The organism is Blattabacterium cuenoti (assembly GCF_014252415.1).
GTDB classification, from domain to species: domain Bacteria; phylum Bacteroidota; class Bacteroidia; order Flavobacteriales; family Blattabacteriaceae; genus Blattabacterium; species Blattabacterium cuenoti_Y.
This window is the reverse complement of the sequence record NZ_CP059223.1, coordinates 77,097-94,568: the sequence shown is the minus strand read 5'-3', so window position 1 is coordinate 94,568 and position 17,472 is coordinate 77,097. Positions and strand designations below refer to the sequence as shown.

At 20.5% G+C, this 17,472-nt stretch carries 15 protein-coding genes and 1 tRNA gene; 5 read left to right on the top strand and 11 right to left on the bottom strand.

Annotation, left to right across the window (positions count from 1 at the left end):
• Nucleotides 1-42 precede the first annotated feature (42 nt).
• The 4 genes from gldE (at nt 43) to H0H33_RS00405 (ending at nt 4,847) form a co-directional block, all read left to right on the top strand.
• The gene (gldE, locus tag H0H33_RS00420) at nt 43-1,290 is read left to right on the top strand and encodes a gliding motility-associated protein GldE (protein ID WP_185877957.1); all 1,248 of its coding nucleotides are present in this window, start codon (nt 43-45) and stop codon (nt 1,288-1,290) included.
• Nucleotides 1,291-1,313: 23 nt separating this feature from the next.
• Nucleotides 1,314-1,928 carry a tetratricopeptide repeat protein gene (locus H0H33_RS00415; protein WP_185877956.1) on the top strand — a complete coding sequence of 205 codons (615 nt, stop codon included), beginning with the start codon at nt 1,314-1,316 and terminating at the stop codon, nt 1,926-1,928.
• Between the two features lie 457 nt (nt 1,929-2,385).
• Complete coding sequence (gene mutL / locus H0H33_RS00410; protein ID WP_185877955.1) at nt 2,386-4,149, top strand: DNA mismatch repair endonuclease MutL; 1,764 nt, start codon at nt 2,386-2,388, stop codon at nt 4,147-4,149.
• Entirely contained in the window at nt 4,146-4,847 is a 702-nt protein-coding gene (locus H0H33_RS00405; RefSeq protein WP_185877954.1) for a rhomboid family intramembrane serine protease, read from the top strand. The genes mutL and H0H33_RS00405 overlap by 4 nt, the downstream gene beginning before the upstream one ends.
• Here H0H33_RS00405 and lepB read toward each other — a convergent pair.
• Together lepB and dapB are read right to left on the bottom strand one after the other, a co-directional pair.
• Nucleotides 4,844-6,343, bottom strand: a complete 1,500-nt coding sequence (lepB, locus tag H0H33_RS00400; RefSeq protein ID WP_185877953.1) for a signal peptidase I — start codon at nt 6,341-6,343, stop codon at nt 4,844-4,846. The two genes, H0H33_RS00405 and lepB, sit on opposite strands and share 4 nt — an antisense overlap.
• A 6-nt stretch (nt 6,344-6,349) precedes the next feature.
• Nucleotides 6,350-7,078, bottom strand: a complete 729-nt coding sequence (gene dapB / locus H0H33_RS00395) for a 4-hydroxy-tetrahydrodipicolinate reductase (RefSeq protein ID WP_185877952.1) — start codon at nt 7,076-7,078, stop codon at nt 6,350-6,352.
• A gap of 100 nt (nt 7,079-7,178) precedes the next feature.
• Here dapB and H0H33_RS00390 point away from each other — a divergent pair.
• Nucleotides 7,179-7,269: transfer RNA gene (locus H0H33_RS00390), tRNA-Leu, on the top strand.
• A 420-nt stretch (nt 7,270-7,689) separates the two neighbouring features.
• On the opposite strand, the gene ilvC is transcribed toward H0H33_RS00390, so the two are convergent.
• The 9 genes from ilvC to H0H33_RS00345 form a co-directional block, all read right to left on the bottom strand.
• Nucleotides 7,690-8,748: a ketol-acid reductoisomerase gene (gene ilvC, locus H0H33_RS00385; RefSeq protein WP_185877951.1), complete on the bottom strand. Its 1,059-nt coding sequence runs from the start codon at nt 8,746-8,748 to the stop codon at nt 7,690-7,692.
• Nucleotides 8,749-8,753: 5 nt separating this feature from the next.
• Complete coding sequence (locus tag H0H33_RS00380) at nt 8,754-9,023, bottom strand: acetolactate synthase (RefSeq protein ID WP_185877950.1); 270 nt, start codon at nt 9,021-9,023, stop codon at nt 8,754-8,756.
• A gap of 17 nt (nt 9,024-9,040) precedes the next feature.
• On the bottom strand, nt 9,041-10,738 hold the full coding sequence (ilvB, locus tag H0H33_RS00375; protein WP_185877949.1) for a biosynthetic-type acetolactate synthase large subunit: 1,698 nt from the start codon (nt 10,736-10,738) through the stop codon (nt 9,041-9,043).
• A 2-nt stretch (nt 10,739-10,740) separates the two neighbouring features.
• Nucleotides 10,741-12,420, bottom strand: a complete 1,680-nt coding sequence (ilvD, locus tag H0H33_RS00370) for a dihydroxy-acid dehydratase (RefSeq protein ID WP_185877948.1) — start codon at nt 12,418-12,420, stop codon at nt 10,741-10,743.
• 172 nt (nt 12,421-12,592) lie between these two features.
• Complete coding sequence (gene mnmA, locus H0H33_RS00365; protein WP_185877947.1) at nt 12,593-13,786, bottom strand: tRNA 2-thiouridine(34) synthase MnmA; 1,194 nt, start codon at nt 13,784-13,786, stop codon at nt 12,593-12,595.
• Between the two features lie 5 nt (nt 13,787-13,791).
• A complete protein-coding gene (locus tag H0H33_RS00360; protein WP_185877946.1) occupies nt 13,792-14,913 on the bottom strand; it encodes a DnaJ C-terminal domain-containing protein in 1,122 nt (373 codons plus the stop codon).
• Nucleotides 14,914-14,943: 30 nt separating this feature from the next.
• Entirely contained in the window at nt 14,944-15,522 is a 579-nt protein-coding gene (locus H0H33_RS00355; RefSeq protein WP_185877945.1) for a nucleotide exchange factor GrpE, read from the bottom strand.
• Between the two features lie 113 nt (nt 15,523-15,635).
• On the bottom strand, nt 15,636-16,634 hold the full coding sequence (gene trpS, locus H0H33_RS00350; protein ID WP_185877944.1) for a tryptophan--tRNA ligase: 999 nt from the start codon (nt 16,632-16,634) through the stop codon (nt 15,636-15,638).
• A 3-nt stretch (nt 16,635-16,637) separates the two neighbouring features.
• On the bottom strand, nt 16,638-17,468 hold the full coding sequence (locus H0H33_RS00345; RefSeq protein WP_185877943.1) for a F0F1 ATP synthase subunit gamma: 831 nt from the start codon (nt 17,466-17,468) through the stop codon (nt 16,638-16,640).
• Nucleotides 17,469-17,472: the final 4 nt, after the last annotated feature.

The following is a 17,472-nucleotide window of genomic DNA, read 5'->3' as shown; positions in this document are numbered from 1 at the left end:
ACGAATATTTTTTATGAAAATATTATATATATAATATTTTATATGTTATTAGCAATATTATTATTGTTATTTTCTTCTTTAATATCTGGATCAGAAACATCTTTTTTTTGTCTTGATAAAAAAAATATTAATAATAATAAAAAAAATATTTTATTAAAAATTATTAAAAATAAAAAAAAATTATTAGCTACAATATTAATTACCAATAATTTTTCTAATATTGGAATTATAATTACAATTAACTACTTGATAAAAAAATTTATACAAAAAAAATATTTTATTTATTTTAATATTTCCTTAAATTTTTTGATAGAGGTTGTATTTATGACGTTTATTTTAGTTTTATTTGGAGAAATAATTCCAAAAATATATGCAAGTAAAAATAGTCTTCGTTTTTCTACATTTATGTCAAAACCATTAATTTTTCTTGAGAAAGTATTAAATCCAATTAGTAATATTATGATTTTTATATCGGAATTTATAGAAAATATAATAATGAAAAAAAAAAGTTTCGTATCAATTAATCATCTATCAAAAGCATTAAAAATTACTTTAAATAAAAAAAATATAAAAGAAAGTCAATTCTTGCAAAGAATAGTAGATTTTGGGAGAACAGAAATACATCAAATTATGACTCCTAGAATAGATATGTTTGCATTAAGTCATAATACAAAATTTTCTAATATTTTAGAATTAATCCGTTATCAAGGTTATTCTAGAGTACCCATTTATAAAAATAGTATAGATGATATAGAAGGTATTTTATTTGTTAAAGATCTTTTACCATTTATATATAAAAATAATTTTAATTGGAATCAACTTATTCATCCTTCTTTTTTTGTTCCAGAAACAAAAAAAATAGATGAACTTTTAAATGATTTTAAAAAAAGAAAAATACATTTAGCGATTGTAGTAGATGAATATGGTGGAACCTGTGGTTTAGTAACTCTTGAAGATGTAATTGAAGAAATAGTAGGAGATATAGTAGATGAATTTGATGAAGAAGACCTGTCTTATTCAAAAATAAATATAAATAATTATTTATTTGATGGAAAAACATCTTTGATTAATTTTTATCGTATCATGAATATAAAAGAAGAGATTTTTTTTGAAAAAAAAAAAGGAGACGCTGATACTTTAGGAGGATTTATTATGGAAATAAATAAATATTTTCCTAAAAAAAAACAAAAAATAAATTTTTTAAATTATTCTTTTATAATAAAAAGTATTGATAATAAAAGAATTAAAACTATAGAAGTTATAAGAAATAAATTTTGTGTAATAAAATAAAAAATTAATAAAACAAATTTATAATGTTTTTTAAATATAGGAATAGAATATATATTTATATTACAGTTACAATAATATTTATCATTTTTTTTCTTTCAAGAAGTATTTTTATAAATTCATCAGAAAAATCAAGAAATGAATTGAGTTATGCACAAAAATATTTATATAATGGAATGTTTTACAAAGCATTAAATAAAAAAAGGGAAAATAATTATTTAGGATTCTTAGGGGTTTTATCTAAGTATCCATTTACTAAATCAGGAAATTTAGCTAGATTTTATGCGAGTATTTGTTATTATAAATTGGGAAATTATAGTGAATGTATAAGAATCATGAAAAAATTTAATGTAAATGATGATATTATGTCTCCTATAAAATATGGAATCATAGGAGATGCTTTTTTACAAAAAAATGATTTTAATAATGCTTTATTTAATTATAATAAAGCTATTAATATAAGTAAAAATGAAATTACTACACCTTTATATTATTATAAAATAGGTTTATTATTTTTTTATAAAAAAAAATATGAAAAATCTAAATTTTTTTTTAAAAAAATAGAAAATGAATATCCTATTTTTATACATATAGAAAATGTAGAAAAATATATTTCATTTATTGAGAATAAATTGCGATAGTTATAAAAATAAAGATCCTAATTTATAAAAAATAAAAAATTTTTTTTAAGAACTAGGTATTATGATATCATCATAGAATGAATCTATAATAAATAAATAAAGTGTATATAAAATTTTAATTCAACTTGATATAAAAAAATGGAAAAAAACAAATGGAAAGTTCTAGTAAGTTTAGAATTAATATTTTCTTTATAAAGAAATAACATCTTAATTATTATTTTGATTCTATTATTGTAATGAGGATCTATAATTAAAAAAGATACATATCATTTTAAATATTAATAGTTTTACAAGAAATAGAAGATATTAATTTGATATATAATATTTCCGGTTATTTTTTGTATTTTAATTGATCGTTCTGTTATAAAAAATAAAAATAAAGGAGTAAAATGTAAAAAAAATTACCCCTGGATATTATGTCTTTATTAAAAAAAAATCTATAGATGAAAATTTATAAATGAGTAATACTATACGGATACTATCTAAAAAAATAATTAATCAAATAGCCGCTGGAGAAATTATAGTAAGACCTTCATCTGTATTAAGAGAATTATTAGAAAATTCAATAGATGCAAATGCAAAAATTATAGATATTTTCATAAAAGATGCAGGTAAAACGCTTATTCAACTAGTAGATAATGGTAATGGAATGAATCATTTTGATGCTAGAATGAGTATTAAAAGGTATGCTACTTCTAAAATAAGATCTACAAAAGATTTATATAACATTAATACTAAAGGATTTAGAGGTGAAGCTTTATCATCAATATCTATGATTTCTCAATTAGAAATCCAAACAAAAAGTAATAATTTATTAGGAATACATTTATTTATAGAAAATGGAAAAATAAAAAGAGAAACATTATTAGATATGAAGAAAGGAACTAGAATATCTGTAAAAAATATTTTTTATCGATTTCCTTCTAGAAAAATTTTTTTAAAATCTTCTAATGTAGAATTTAATCATATTATAAATGAATTTTATAAAATAGTTTTAGCACATAGAGATATTACGTATCGTTTTTATAACAATAATAAAATGATTTTTTTTCTAAATAAAAATGATTCATTAAAAACAAGAATAATTGAAATTTTAAAAATAAATTATCAAAAATTAAAATATTTTTTTATAAAAAAAAATAATTTTATTATAAAAGGATTTATTAGTATACCTAATTATTATTCATCTAAAAAAGGATATAAATTATTATTAATAAATAAACGTAGTATAACAAATTTTTTTTTACATAAAAATATTATTCGGTCTTATAAAAATTTTATAAAAAATATAAAAACTATTTCTTATTTCATATTTATAGAAATAAATTCCAATTTATTAAATTGGAATGTACATCCTACAAAAAAGGAAGTACAAATAGAAATGGAAAATGAAAAAATTATAGGATTAACGATTTCTAATAAAATTAAAAATATTTTATTTAATCGATTTCAAATAAAAAAAAATAATATTAATAATTCAGATAGCATTACTTTTTATAATAAAAATGAAAACAATATTTTCAATGATGAAGATAAATTTATTAATCATAAATATGATGAAAAAAATATAATTAATCAATTGGAATTATTAATTAAAGATACAAATGATAAATCAGAAAAATTAAAACATAATTATATAAAAAATATCATTATATGTAAAAATATATATCAAAAAATTTATCAAATTGATAATAAATATATAATTATTATACATGATAAGAATTTAATTTTAATAGATCAATATAGAGCATATCAAAATATTTTATTTGAATCTTTTTTTAAAAAGAAAATAGTTTGTAAAGAAATAAATCCGCCTATAAAAATAGAATTATCAAAAAATGAATTAATTTTGATTAATAATTTCAAAAATAATTTAAAAAATATAGGGTTTCATTTATATTTTTCTAATGAAAGTCTATATTTGGATTTTATTCCCAATAAATTAACAAGAAATACTTCAATTAAAATTATAAAAAATATATTGAATATATTGAAAAATAATTTTATAAATATAAAAGATAATAATATAGAAAAAATTATTATTAAATCTATATTAAAATTATCATATATCAAATATGGATTAAAATTGAATCAGAATCAAATGATTAATCTTGTAAAAGATCTTTTTTTATGTAAAAAAATTTATGAAACTTATCGTTACAATAAACCTATTGTTATTTTTTTTAATAAAAGTTTTTTTAAAAAAATTTTTAAACAGTGAATTTTTATACAAATTTTAATTACAACTCTAATGCTGTAAAACATTTAATTAGTATTAATATACTAGTATATACAGCTATATATGTTTTTCCTCAATATAGAATGGAAAATATATTTTCTTTATATCATCCATTATATGATAAATTTCATATTTATCAAATATTTACACATATGTTCATACATTCTAAGAATCTTTTTCTACATATAATATTTAATATGTTAGCGTTATTTATGTTTGGAGGACAAATAGAATCTTTACTAGGATTTAAAAAATTTATTATTCTATATTTTTTATCAGGTATTATTGCTGCTTTTATACAAATTTTATTTAATACTATTTTAATATTCTATTTTATAGAAACCCTAAATATTTATAAAATCAATAATATTATTAATTATTTAAGTGAAGAAAAAAAAATTCTTATTTATAATTCACTTTATTCTCCTATGATGGGAGCTTCTGGTGCAATTAGTGGTATAGTAGGAGCATTTGCAAGAATTTTTCCAGAACATAAAATTTTTATATTACCATTTCCTTTTCCAATAAAAGTTAGAAAAGCATTATTAATTTTTGTTTTTGGTAGTTTTATTTCTACTATTTTTAATATATCACCAGGAGTTGCTCATTTTGCACATATAGGAGGAATTTTATCCGGTTATTTTATAGGATCATTATTTTTAAGAAAAATTTTTTATTAATTTTTATTGTTTCTATTTATTATTTTATATATTGTTTTATGGATCATATATAATAATAAGAATAAAAAAAATAAATATAAAAATATATTATTACCGTTTACAGTTGTCATAATTCTATCCCATCGAATTTTCCAATGAAAAAAATTTATAGGATTATTTCTATTCCAATCAATGCTCATCCATATAAATATAGGTTTTCCTACTATATGACTTTCTGGTACTAATCCCCAATAACGAGAGTCATAAGAATTATGTCTATTATCTCCCATCATAAAATAATAATTATTCATTACTCTTATAAATTTTTTTTTTTTCTTATAAAAAATTTTTCCTTTTTCGTATAAAAAAATATTTTTATATAAAGAACTATTTATTGAATTTATTTCAATAATATCCCCTTTTTTTGGAATGTAAAATGGCCCAAAAAAATCTCTATTCCATACATATTTTTGTTTTTTAGGTTGTATAACTTTATCTGATATATAATAAGGAGTAATATTTTTTTTTAATAAAATTAAATTATTAAATAATTTACATATCTTTTTTTTATTTTCTTCATTTAACATTATTTGATAATAATATTCATTATTAAATTCTCCTATCATCTCAATATCTTCGATATCCATTTTATTCATCAGATATTCAATATTTAATGGAATCTTTCTTTTAAAAAAAAAAGATTGTTGTCTACCTTTAAAAAATTTTTCTTGTATATAATTAATAAATAATTTACCATTTTTAATAAAAATTATATCTCCTGGAATACCTACACAACGTTTAACATAATGATCTTTTCTATCTATTGAAAAATTTTTTTTATCTAGAGGATAATTAAAAACAATTATATCATTTCTACGTATAGACTCCAATGAATTAAAACGAAAATATGGCCACTTTATTAAAGATGTATAATGATTTATATAATCAAATAAACGATTGTGAAAAAATGGGATAAAAATAGGCGAAATAGGCATTCTTAATCCATAATTTATTTTACTAACTAATATAAAATCCCCAACTAATAAACTTTTTTCCATAGATGATGTGGGAATGACGAACGGTTGTACGATATAAGTATGTATAATAAATGATAATATTATAGAAAGTAATATAATATTTTTATTATTGTGATTTTTATTATTGTGATTTTTATTGATAAGTTTTAATTTTTTTTTGATAAAAAAATTTAAATAAATAATATAAAATATTCCAAATACTATAGTAAATAGTTTATTATCTTCTTTTTCTCTAAAAGAATGAATTAAATCAATCCATAAAATATAATACAATATTATACTAGTTAGTGGATTAATTAAAAATAATATAAACCAACTTTTTTTATTTTGTACACGTAAAAATATAAAAATATTGTAAAAAGGTATATAACATTTTTTATGATTGAAATTATATTTTTTATATAAATTATAAGTAATAAATACATGAAATATATTTATAATAATTGAAAAAATAAGATGAAATAATATATATTGAAACATAATATTTTATAAACCTAGCATATCTTTCATTGAAAAAAATCCTTTTTTATTTATTAGCCATTCTGCAGAGATAATTGCACCAATAGCAAAAATATTTCTACTATAAGCCTTATGTTTAATAGATATTTTTTCTATATTAGATTTATAATCTACAATATGTTCTCCTATTACATTTTCACATCTTTTTGATTCAATTAAAATAGATTTTTTATAATTTTTTATTAATTTTTTTTTATTATCTATAGTATTCCAATAGTTTTTCATCCCAATATTTATTATATCATTTGCGATATGTAAAGCCGTTCCACTAGGTTTATCTTTTTTTTCTTTATGATGAATTTCTTTTATAGAAATATCATATTTTTTTGAAAATGGTAATAATAAAATTGATAATTTTTTATTAATTTCATAAAATATATTCATACTAATACTAAAATTAGATGAGTATAAAAAAGATCCATTATTTTTTATGCAAATATTTTTAATTTCATTTAATTGTTGTAACCATCCTGTAGTTCCAGATACTACAGGAATATTATTTTCTATACATATTTTTATGTTTTCAAATGCAGAATAAGGTTGACTAAATTCTATTACTATATCAATAGAATTATTTAATAATATATTTTTATTAGGAGTTTTATCGTAACATAATTGTATATTATGATTTCTATTTGTTGCTATTTTTTCAATAGTTTTACCCATTTTACCATATCCTATGATTGCTATATTCATAAAAATTGTTTAAATATTAAAAATTTTTTTAATAAAAAAGTATAAATTTAGTTTTTCTTTTTTATTTATTTAATAATTTTATTTAAATATCTATTTATTAACCCACGTGGTGAAATTGGTAGACACGCCACTTTGAGGGGGTGGTATCCTAAAAAATTAAGGATGTGCTGGTTCAAATCCAGTCGTGGGTATACTTAAATAGTCATTAAAAATATTAAATTAAATAAAAAATTTATTTTTATTTTTTCATATGTATGAATTATGTTTTTATATATAAAATTTTTATAATGGATTTTTATAAAAAATTTTGATACTAATAGTAGATTCTATAATAAATTATATAAAAAATAATTTAATTTTATATTACTAAAATTAATAAAAATATTATTTTTATTCAGAATTAAAATATAATTTTTATCATAGTATATTAACTGATATCTAGTTATTTGATTCTTTTTTTATTAATTGGAAAAATTAATAAATTATTTAATAAAATTATTTATAAAATAAGGATTAAATAAATATTTTATTTTTTTAAGTATTTTATATATCAAAACGTTTTAAAAAAAATTAGATTAACTATATTTAGTTAAGAAAAATTAATTTTTTTATTAAAATTTTTTATCACTTTTTTTTTCTGGTCGTAAATTACGTATAATATCTCCAACTTTCCATAATTCACTATTTTTTATATTATCTAATTCTTTTTTTAATTTATATCTATAATTTTTATCACTATTATATAAAATAATTCTTTCTGCTTCATGACCAGATGATACTTTTTTATACAAATCTTCAAATATAGGTAATGTAATATCTCTAAATTTTTTCCACCAATCTAAAGCACCTCTTTGTGCAGTTGTTGAACAATTGGAATACATCCAATCCATTCCATTTTCTGAAACTAATGGCATTAGACTTTGAGTTAATTCTTCCACGGTTTCATTAAAAGATTCTGATGGAGAATGTCCATTCTTTCTCAATACTTGATATTGTGCATAAAATATTCCTTGAATAGCTCCCATTAACGTACCTCTTTCTCCAACTAAATCAGAATAAACCTCATTTTTAAAACTTGTTTCAAATAGATATCCAGAACCTATTCCTATCCCAATAGATAGAACTTTATCTAAACTTTTTCCACTATAGTCTTGATAAATAGCATAACTAGAATTAATTCCTTTTCCTTCTTTAAAAAGTCTTCTTAAACTAGTTCCTGATCCTTTTGGAGCAACTAAAAAAATATCTATATTATTAGGTGGATATATTTTTGTTTTATCTTGGAAAGATAAACCAAATCCATGTGAAAAATATAAAGATTTATTTTTAGTTAAATATTTTTTAATTTTTGGCCAAAATGATATTTGTCCAGCATCTGAAAGTAAATACAATAATATTGTACCTTTTTCAGAAGCTTCTTCTAAAGGAAATAAATTTTTTCCTTCTATCCATCCATCTTTTAATGCTTTATTCCATGATAAAGTATTTTTTCTTTGTCCTATAATTACATTAAATCCGTTATCTTTCAAATTTAAAGATTGACTAGGTCCTTGTACTCCATATCCAAGAATTGATAAAACTTCTTTTTTTAATATTTTTTTTGCTTTCTTTAAAGGGAACTCTTTCCTGGTTATAATATTTTCTTCTACATCACCAATTTTTTTTATCATAATTTTTAAATTGTGTTATTAAATAATTTTTTTTCATTATAAAATATAGAATAAACTCCTATTAATTTATTAATAATTTTTTTTAATTTAATTAATTGTTTTTTTTCACATTTTAAATGTAAAATACATTGATTTAAATTATATTTTTTATATTTTTTTTTTGATACATTCATATAATTAATTTTTAAATTTCTTTTATTTAATAAAATAAGAATCCTAATTAACAATCCAATATTGTCCTCAATGAGTATTTTTATACTAAAATCAATTTCCATAAAAAACTCATAAATTATTATATCATACGAATATCTTCTACAGAGGATCCAGATGGAATCATAGGAAAAACATTATCTTCTTTTGAAACTAAAATCTCTAAAAAAAAAGATTTTTTATCATTAGAAAACAATTTTTTTATAGAATTTTTTAGTTCATTTCTCTTATATATTTTTTTATATTCTATACTATAAGCTTCCGATAACTTTAAAAAATTAGGATTTTTTAATTTCGTAAAAGAATAACGTTTTTTAAAAAAAAGTTGTTGCCATTGACGTACCATACCTAAAAAATTATTATTTAACAATATAATTTTTATAGATAAATTATTTTCTAGTATAGTACCCATTTCTTGAATAGTCATTTGAATCCCCCCGTCTCCTACAATACATATTATTTGTTTATTTTTTGATCCAAATTTTGCTCCTATTGATGCTGGTAAAGCAAAACCCATAGTACCAAATCCCCCAGATGTTATTTGACTTCTTCTACAATTAAAATTAAAATATCTTGAAGCTATCATTTGATGTTGTCCTACATCAGTGACAAGTATTGAATTTTTTCTTTTATATAAATTAATCCATTTTATTACTTCACCCATTGTAATGGTTTTTTTTATTGGAAATAAATCTTTTTTTATTATTATTTTTTTTTCTTTTTCTTTCATAAGAAAAAATTTTTTTTTCCAATTTTCATGATTCGTTTTATTCACAAGTTGTGTTAATTGCTTTAAAGAAACTTTACAGTCTCCTACAATAGAAATGTAACATGATATATTTTTATTTATTTCAGAATTATCAATATCAATATGAATAATTTTTGCTTGGTTTGCATATTTTTTAACATTTCCTGTAACTCGATCGTCAAAACGCATTCCTATTGCAATAATTACATCTGATTCATTAGTCAAAATATTTGGAGCATAATTACCATGCATGCCTAACATTCCAACATATAAATCATGTGTAGTAGAGATTGAACCTAATCCTAATAAAGTACAAGCTATTGGAATCCTTGTTTTTTCTATAAATTTTTTTAATTCTTTTTCCGCGTTAGCTATTATAACACCTTGTCCTGAAAATATAATTGGTTTTTTGGATTTATTTATAATTTGTGCCGCTTTTACTATTTTATTTTTTTTTATAATTGGACATGGATAAAAATTTCTAATTTTATTTATTTTTTTAAAGCAAAATTTTGACATATTTAATTGAGCATCTTTAGTAATATCAATTAATACTGGACCTGGTCTACCACTTTTTGCAATAAAAAATCCTTTTTGAATAGATTTACATATATTAGTAGATTCTAATACTTGAATATTCCATTTAGTAACTGAAATAGAAATATCTATAATATTAATTTCTTGAAAAGCATCAGTACCAAGGAATTGTGAAGAAACTTGTCCTGTTATACAAACAATGGGAGTACTATCTATTAATGAATCTGCTAATCCTGTTACTAAATTAGTAGCTCCTGGTCCAGATGTAGTAAAACAAACCCCTACACATCCTGTAGCTCTAGCATAACCTTGTGCAGCATGAATTACTCCTTGTTCATGTCTCATTAAAATATGTTTGATTTTATGTTTATAATCATACAAAGAATCGTATATTGGCATTATGGCACCTCCTGGATATCCAAATATATATTTTACATTTTCATTTAATAATGTTTTAATAACTATTTCAGATCCGGGAAATACATTTTTCTCCATAATTAATCTGTAATACATCCATTAGAGGCAGATGATACTAATTTTGAATACTTATATAGATAACCACTTTTTACTTTTAATGGAGGAGGATTCCATAATTTTTTTCTTATTTCTATTTCTTTTTCTTCTACTTCTAATATTAATTTGTTGTTTTCAGCATCTATTTTTATAATATCATCATTTTTTATTAAAGCTATTAATCCTCCAGATTGAGCTTCTGGAGATATATGTCCTACTACAAATCCATGTGATCCCCCTGAAAATCTACCATCTGTAATTAAAGCTACTTTTTTTCCTAATCCGCTACCCATAATATAAGATGTAGGTTTTAACATTTCTGGCATACCCGGAGCTCCTTTTGGTCCTACATATCTTATAACTATCACTGTTCCCTGCATAATTTTATTATTAAAAATACATCGATTTGCTTCTTCTTCCGAATCAAATACTTTAGCTTTACCTACAAAATTTTTTCCTTCTATACCAGTTATTTTTGCTACGGACCCTTCTGGGGCAATATTACCATATAATATTCTTATATGTCCATTTTTTTTTATAGGATTTTTTAAAGAAAAGATAACGTTTTGTTTATTAAAATTAATATCGGAAACATTTTTTACATTTTCATATAATGTTTTTCCAGTAACTGTTAAACAGTCGCCTGATATTATACCGTTATTTATTAAATATTTAATAATAATAGGCATACCTCTAATATTGGAATGAATGTCTTCCATAAGATATGATCCACTAGGTTTTAGATTTCCTATTAATGGAACTTGATCACTAAACTTTTGTATTTCTTTTAAAGAAATTTCTATATTGGCAGTTTTAGCTAATGCTAACATATGTAAAACTAAATTAGTTGATCCACCTAAACATATTCCTAATTTTATACCATTTTTTATAGATTTTTTAGTAATAATATCTTTTGGATAGATTTTATTGGATAATAATTTTTTTATATAAAAAGGTACTTTTTTACATTCTAATTTTTTTTCTATACTATTTGCAGGATAAGATGAAGAAAATGGTAATGTCATTCCCATAACTTCTAAAATGGAAGCCATAGTATTTGCTGTATACATCCCCCCACATGCTCCAGGACCTGGACAAGATTTTCTTACTATATTAAAATATTCTTTTTTAGAAATTTTATTCATATTTTTTTTTCCTAAAGCTTCAAATGAAGAAATAATATCTATTTTTTTTCCTTTATAATTTCCAGAATAAATACTACCACCATATATAATAATAGAAGGTCTATTAAGTCTAATAATAGACATTATTACACCTGGTAAATTTTTATCGCAACCAGGTATTGCAATTAATCCATCATAACAATGAGCAGAAATAACTGATTCTATACTATCTGCAATAATTTCTCTTGAAGGTAATGAATATCTCATCCCTAATGTTCCCATAGTAATTCCATCACTTATACCAATAGTATTAATTTGAAATCCTATTAAATTATTATTAATGATTGATTTTTTTACTTCTTTAGATAATTTATTTAAATGAATATTACATGGATTACTTTCATACCAATTACTAACTATTCCTATTTGAGCTTTATTAAAATCTGATTTTTTCATTCCTATTGCATAGAGCATAGCATGTGCTGCAGGTAATTCCTTATTTTCTGTTATCTCCTTACTAAATTTATTAATTTTATCCATTTATCATTTTTTTTAAAAAAATAATTTATCTTAACATGTTAATTTTAAAAAAAAACAATGATATTTAATTTGTATTGTTTTTATAATTAATTGATGAAGTATAAAAAAATAAAACATTATTTATGCAAAAATAGAAAAAATGATAATATAAAAATAATAATGATTAATTTTATTATTCAGAAATAATTCCAGATCCGATTAATTCATTATGAAAATTGTACCATACAGCAAATTGTCCTCCGGAAATCGCATATTGCATATTTTCAAATATTATTAAAATTCCTGTTTTTATTTTATATAAAAAAGATTTTTGCAATGGTTGTCTATATCTAATTCTAGATAAAACATTCATTTTTTTTTCTTCAGTTAATAGAATATTTTTGTGAATCCAATGGATATTTTTTTCTTTAATAAATAAGCATTTTCTATATAATCCAGGATGATTTTTTCCCATACCTGTATACACTATATTTTTTTTTATATCGGTATCAATTACAAAAATTGGATTTTTAAATCCACCAATAGATATTCCTTTTCTTTGTCCTATAGTAAATAGATAAGCTCCTTGATGATACCCTATTATTTTTCCATCTGATTCTTTGTATTTTATTTTTTTTGATAATAAAATTAATTCTTCTTTAGAATAGTGATTTTTATATTTTTTATCGTATAAAATTTTTGAATTAGATTTTATATTAATAATTTTTCCTTTTTTTGGATTGATTCTAGTATGAAGAAATTTAGATAAGGTTATTTTTCCAACAAAACATAATCCCTGAGAATCTTTTTTATACGCATTATATAATCCATTTTGTTCTGCTATTTTTCTAACTTTTTTTTTCGTTAGCATTCCTAATGGAAATAATGATTTTTGTAATTGTGTTTGATTTAATTGACATAAGAAATATGATTGATCTTTATTTAAATCTTTTCCTATAAAAATTTTATGAATCTTTTTTTTTTTTTTTGTTATTGTTACTTTTTTTACGTAATGTCCAGTTGCAATAAAATCTGCATTAAAATTTCTTATCGCTATTTTTAAAAATAGATTAAACTTAATTATTTTATTACATAAAATATCTGGATTAGGAGTATTTCCAATTTTATATTCATTAAACATATAATTGATAATATATTTATTATATTCTTTTTTCATTTCTATTATTTGAAATGGAATATTTAATTTGTTAGCTACAACCATAGCGTCTATACTATCACTTGTTAATCTTAATGAACAATTATAATTTTTATCATCCCAATTATTCATAAATAATCCAATTACATTATATCCACTTTTTTTAAGAATCAATGCAGATACACTAGAATCAACACCTCCTGATAGAGCTACAACAACTACTTTTTTCATTTTATTTAAGAAAACATTTCTCTTACTTTATCAAAAAAAGATTTTTCTTTATTTCCAGGATGTGGAAGAAAATTTTCATTCTTTTTCATTTTTTCGAAAAAATTTCTTTGTTCATCGTTAATTTTTTTTGGAGTCCATACATTAACATGAATAAACATACTTCCATTTCCATATCCTTCAATATTAGGTATACCTTTATTTTTTAGTCTTAATGTTTTTCCTGATTGTGTTCCAGGATCTATTTTTATTCTAGCTCTTCCGTTAATAGTTGGAATTTCTTTAGTTGCTCCTAATATAGCATCTGAAAAAGAAATATATAAATCATAATGTAAATTAGAACCTTCTCTTTTTAAATTATTGTGGGGAATTTCTTCTACTAAGACAATTAAATCTCCTGATAATCCATTAAATGGCCCTTCATTTCCCTTCTCTGTAATTTTTAATTGAATACCTTCTGTAATACCTGCTGGTATTTTTATATTGACTAATTCCTCTTCTTTTATTAATCCATATTTATTTGCTCCATATGGTATATTTTCTGCATTTTTTCCAGTACCATAACATGATCCACATTGTGTAGTAGTCTGCATTCTACCTAATATAGTATTAGTGATTCTAATTTTTTGTCCACTACCATTACAATAAGAACAATTACTTATTTTTACTCCTTTTGCTGCTTTTAGTCTTTTTACTTTTACTTTTTTTTCTGTACCATTGGCTATTTCTTCTAGAGTTAGTTTTACTCTAATTCTTAAATCACTTCCTTTTATAATTTTTCTATTAGAAGATTTTCCAAATCCAAAATTTGAAAATCCATCTCCAAAAGCATCAGAAAAAATATCACCAAAATTCGTAAAAATATCTTCCATATTCATACCAGAACTAGAGCTAGAACTACCTTTTACTCCAGAATGTCCAAATTTATCATATCTGTTTCTTTTTTCCTCATTTCCCAATATTTCATATGCTTCAGCAGCTTCCTTAAATTTTTCTTCCGCTATTTTTTTATTGTCCAAATTTTTATCTGGATGATATTTTATTGCTAATTTTCTATAAGCTCTTTTTATTTCTTCATAAGAAGCATTTCTAGAAACTCCTAATACTTCGTAATAATCTTTTTTCATCATGAAAAAAATTATTTTTAATTTGTTTAATAGTTATTTTCCAGTAATAACTTTAGCATGTCTTATTACTTTGTCTTTTAATATATATCCATCTTCTATGATATCAATAATTTTACCTTTTAGATTTTCTTTTATAGCAGGAATTTGTGTAATTGCTTCATGAAAATCTGTGTTAAATTCGTCACCTTTTTTTATTTTTATTTTATTAAGTCCTTTTTCTTTTAATATTTTTATAAATTTATCTTGTATTAATAATATTCCTTTCATTATTGATTCTTCTTTTTCATTATATTTTTTTAATTCTTTCATTCCTCTTTTGAAATCATCTAAAATAGGTATTAAATCAATAATAATTTTTTCATGAATAATACTAAATACATCAAGTTTTTCTTTTTGAATACGTTTTTTATAGTTTTCAAACTCTGCAAATAAACGTAAAAATTTATCTTTTTCTTTTTCTAATTTTTCTTCTAGAATTTTATTTTCTTCCAAAATTTTTTTTTCTTTTATTCCATTTTCATTATTTTTTTTATTCAATCGTGAATTAAGATTATTAGAATTAGAAGAATTTTTAATAGTATTTTCAGTATTTTTTTGATTAATATTATTCATAATTATAAAGTATTTTTTTTAAATTTTTACTTTATTATATTGTTAAGTTAAAATTTTTGAAAGTATTTATCCAAACTTTTGTATAATAATACTTAACTACTTTAAGTAAAAAATCATAAAATCAATGAATTAAAATTTAAATGTTTTCTAATAGAATTTAATTTTTTTTTAGCTATGATTTTTGCCTTTTTTGCTCCTAAAAATAATATGTTATCTAATAATTTTTTATTATTCATATAATAAATAAATTTATTTCTTTCTGATGAAAATTTTTTTATAATATATTTATATAGTTCAATTTTAAATTCTAAATATCCATAGCCACCAATTCTTAATTTTCTTTCCATTTCTTCTACTTTATTTAAAGGAGCTATTAATTTATATAAAGATATAATAGAATTATTTTTTGGATTTTTTTTATCATTAAAAGATTTATTATCCGTATAGATTTTCATGATTTTTTTCTTTAATTCTTTTTCTGGAGAAAAAATATTAATCCAATTATTCTTAGACTTACTCATTTTTTTTCCGTCTATTCCAATAATAGATGAATATTTTTTTTGTAATAATGGATTTGGTATCGTAAATATTTTATTATTTATTTTTTTATTAAAAGTTTTAGCTATACGTCTAGTAATTTCTATGTGTTGTATTTGATCTTTTCCTATAGGTATAATTGATCCATCAAATAATAAAATATCTGCAGCCATTAAAATTGGATAAGTAAATAAACCTACATTTATTTTTTCATTATTTTTATAAATTCTTTCTTTAAAAGAATGAGATAATGTTAATCTTTTATAAGGAAAAATACAACTAAAATACCATGCAAGTTCTGTTACTTCTGATGAGATATCAGATTGTCTATAAAATAGACAATTATTTATATTTAATCCAAATGATAACCATGTAGACATAATTTGATAAATACTTTCTTTAATATATTTATTATCATCAATTAAAGAATGTAAATCCGCTATAAATATAAATGATGAATTTATTTTTTTTTTGTTATTAGATATTTTAATAGACGGAATAATAACACTTAAAATATTACCTAAATGAGGAATTCCTGTACTTCTAATTCCTGTTAACATAATATTATTTTTCATATATTAAATTGATTCTAATCCGCTTATAATCTCTAATATTTCTTTAGTAATAGTATTTTGTCTTTCTTTATTATAATTTAATATTAAATCTTTTTTAATCTCAGAAGCATTGTCTGTTGCTTTATTCATAGAAATCATACGAAATGTATGTTCTGAGGACATAGATTCTAAAAAAATTTTTCTTAATTTTATCGAAATAAAATTATGAATAAAATAATTAAATATTTTTTTTTTTGAAGATTCTAAAATAGGATTTATACCAAATTTTGAATGGTTTTTTTTATAAAGAATTATTGGTAATAATTTTTCAATAACAATTTTATTTTTTTTAAATGAATGATAAATCAAATATATTGATGATATTTTTTTTTTACAAAAATCTTTTATTATTTTTGATACAAAAATTTTAATTTTTTTTAATGAAAAAATATAATTCCAATAATTATTTAATTTTTTTTCATAGATAAAATCTATTCCTTTTTTTCCTATAGGAAAAAACATAAAATTTTCATAGTTTAAATCTTTTTCTTTTATAATTTGAATAATTTTTTCAAAAATTAAAAAATTAAAAGATCCACATAATCCTTTGTCAGACGTAAATATTATAAATAATTTTTTACCATTTTTTCTTTTTTCTAAAAAAAAAATATTTTTTTCTAATTTTGTTAAATCAATAAATAATAATTCCATATAATTCATGTAAATTACAATATGATTTAAAAGTTTTTTATATTTTTTTAATTCTGATATAGAAATCATTTTCATAGCTTCTGTAGTTTTTATAACTGAATTAATTGAATATATTTTTTTTTTAATCTCTTTTAAATTTGACATGTTA

What these genes read in the sequence shown, in the direction of transcription:
- gldE (WP_185877957.1), top strand. Translation starts at nt 43, where the DNA reads ATGTTATTAGCAATATTATTATTGTTATTTTCTTCTTTAATATCTGGA.
- H0H33_RS00415 (WP_185877956.1), top strand. Translation starts at nt 1,314, where the DNA reads ATGTTTTTTAAATATAGGAATAGAATATATATTTATATTACAGTTACA.
- mutL (WP_185877955.1), top strand. Translation starts at nt 2,386, where the DNA reads ATGAGTAATACTATACGGATACTATCTAAAAAAATAATTAATCAAATA.
- lepB (WP_185877953.1), bottom strand. Translation starts at nt 6,343, where the DNA reads ATGTTTCAATATATATTATTTCATCTTATTTTTTCAATTATTATAAAT.
- dapB (WP_185877952.1), bottom strand. Translation starts at nt 7,078, where the DNA reads ATGAATATAGCAATCATAGGATATGGTAAAATGGGTAAAACTATTGAA.
- ilvC (WP_185877951.1), bottom strand. Translation starts at nt 8,748, where the DNA reads ATGATAAAAAAAATTGGTGATGTAGAAGAAAATATTATAACCAGGAAA.
- H0H33_RS00380 (WP_185877950.1), bottom strand. Translation starts at nt 9,023, where the DNA reads ATGGAAATTGATTTTAGTATAAAAATACTCATTGAGGACAATATTGGA.
- ilvB (WP_185877949.1), bottom strand. Translation starts at nt 10,738, where the DNA reads ATGGAGAAAAATGTATTTCCCGGATCTGAAATAGTTATTAAAACATTA.
- ilvD (WP_185877948.1), bottom strand. Translation starts at nt 12,420, where the DNA reads ATGGATAAAATTAATAAATTTAGTAAGGAGATAACAGAAAATAAGGAA.
- mnmA (WP_185877947.1), bottom strand. Translation starts at nt 13,786, where the DNA reads ATGAAAAAAGTAGTTGTTGTAGCTCTATCAGGAGGTGTTGATTCTAGT.
- H0H33_RS00360 (WP_185877946.1), bottom strand. Translation starts at nt 14,913, where the DNA reads ATGATGAAAAAAGATTATTACGAAGTATTAGGAGTTTCTAGAAATGCT.
- H0H33_RS00355 (WP_185877945.1), bottom strand. Translation starts at nt 15,522, where the DNA reads ATGAATAATATTAATCAAAAAAATACTGAAAATACTATTAAAAATTCT.
- trpS (WP_185877944.1), bottom strand. Translation starts at nt 16,634, where the DNA reads ATGAAAAATAATATTATGTTAACAGGAATTAGAAGTACAGGAATTCCT.
- H0H33_RS00345 (WP_185877943.1), bottom strand. Translation starts at nt 17,468, where the DNA reads ATGTCAAATTTAAAAGAGATTAAAAAAAAAATATATTCAATTAATTCA.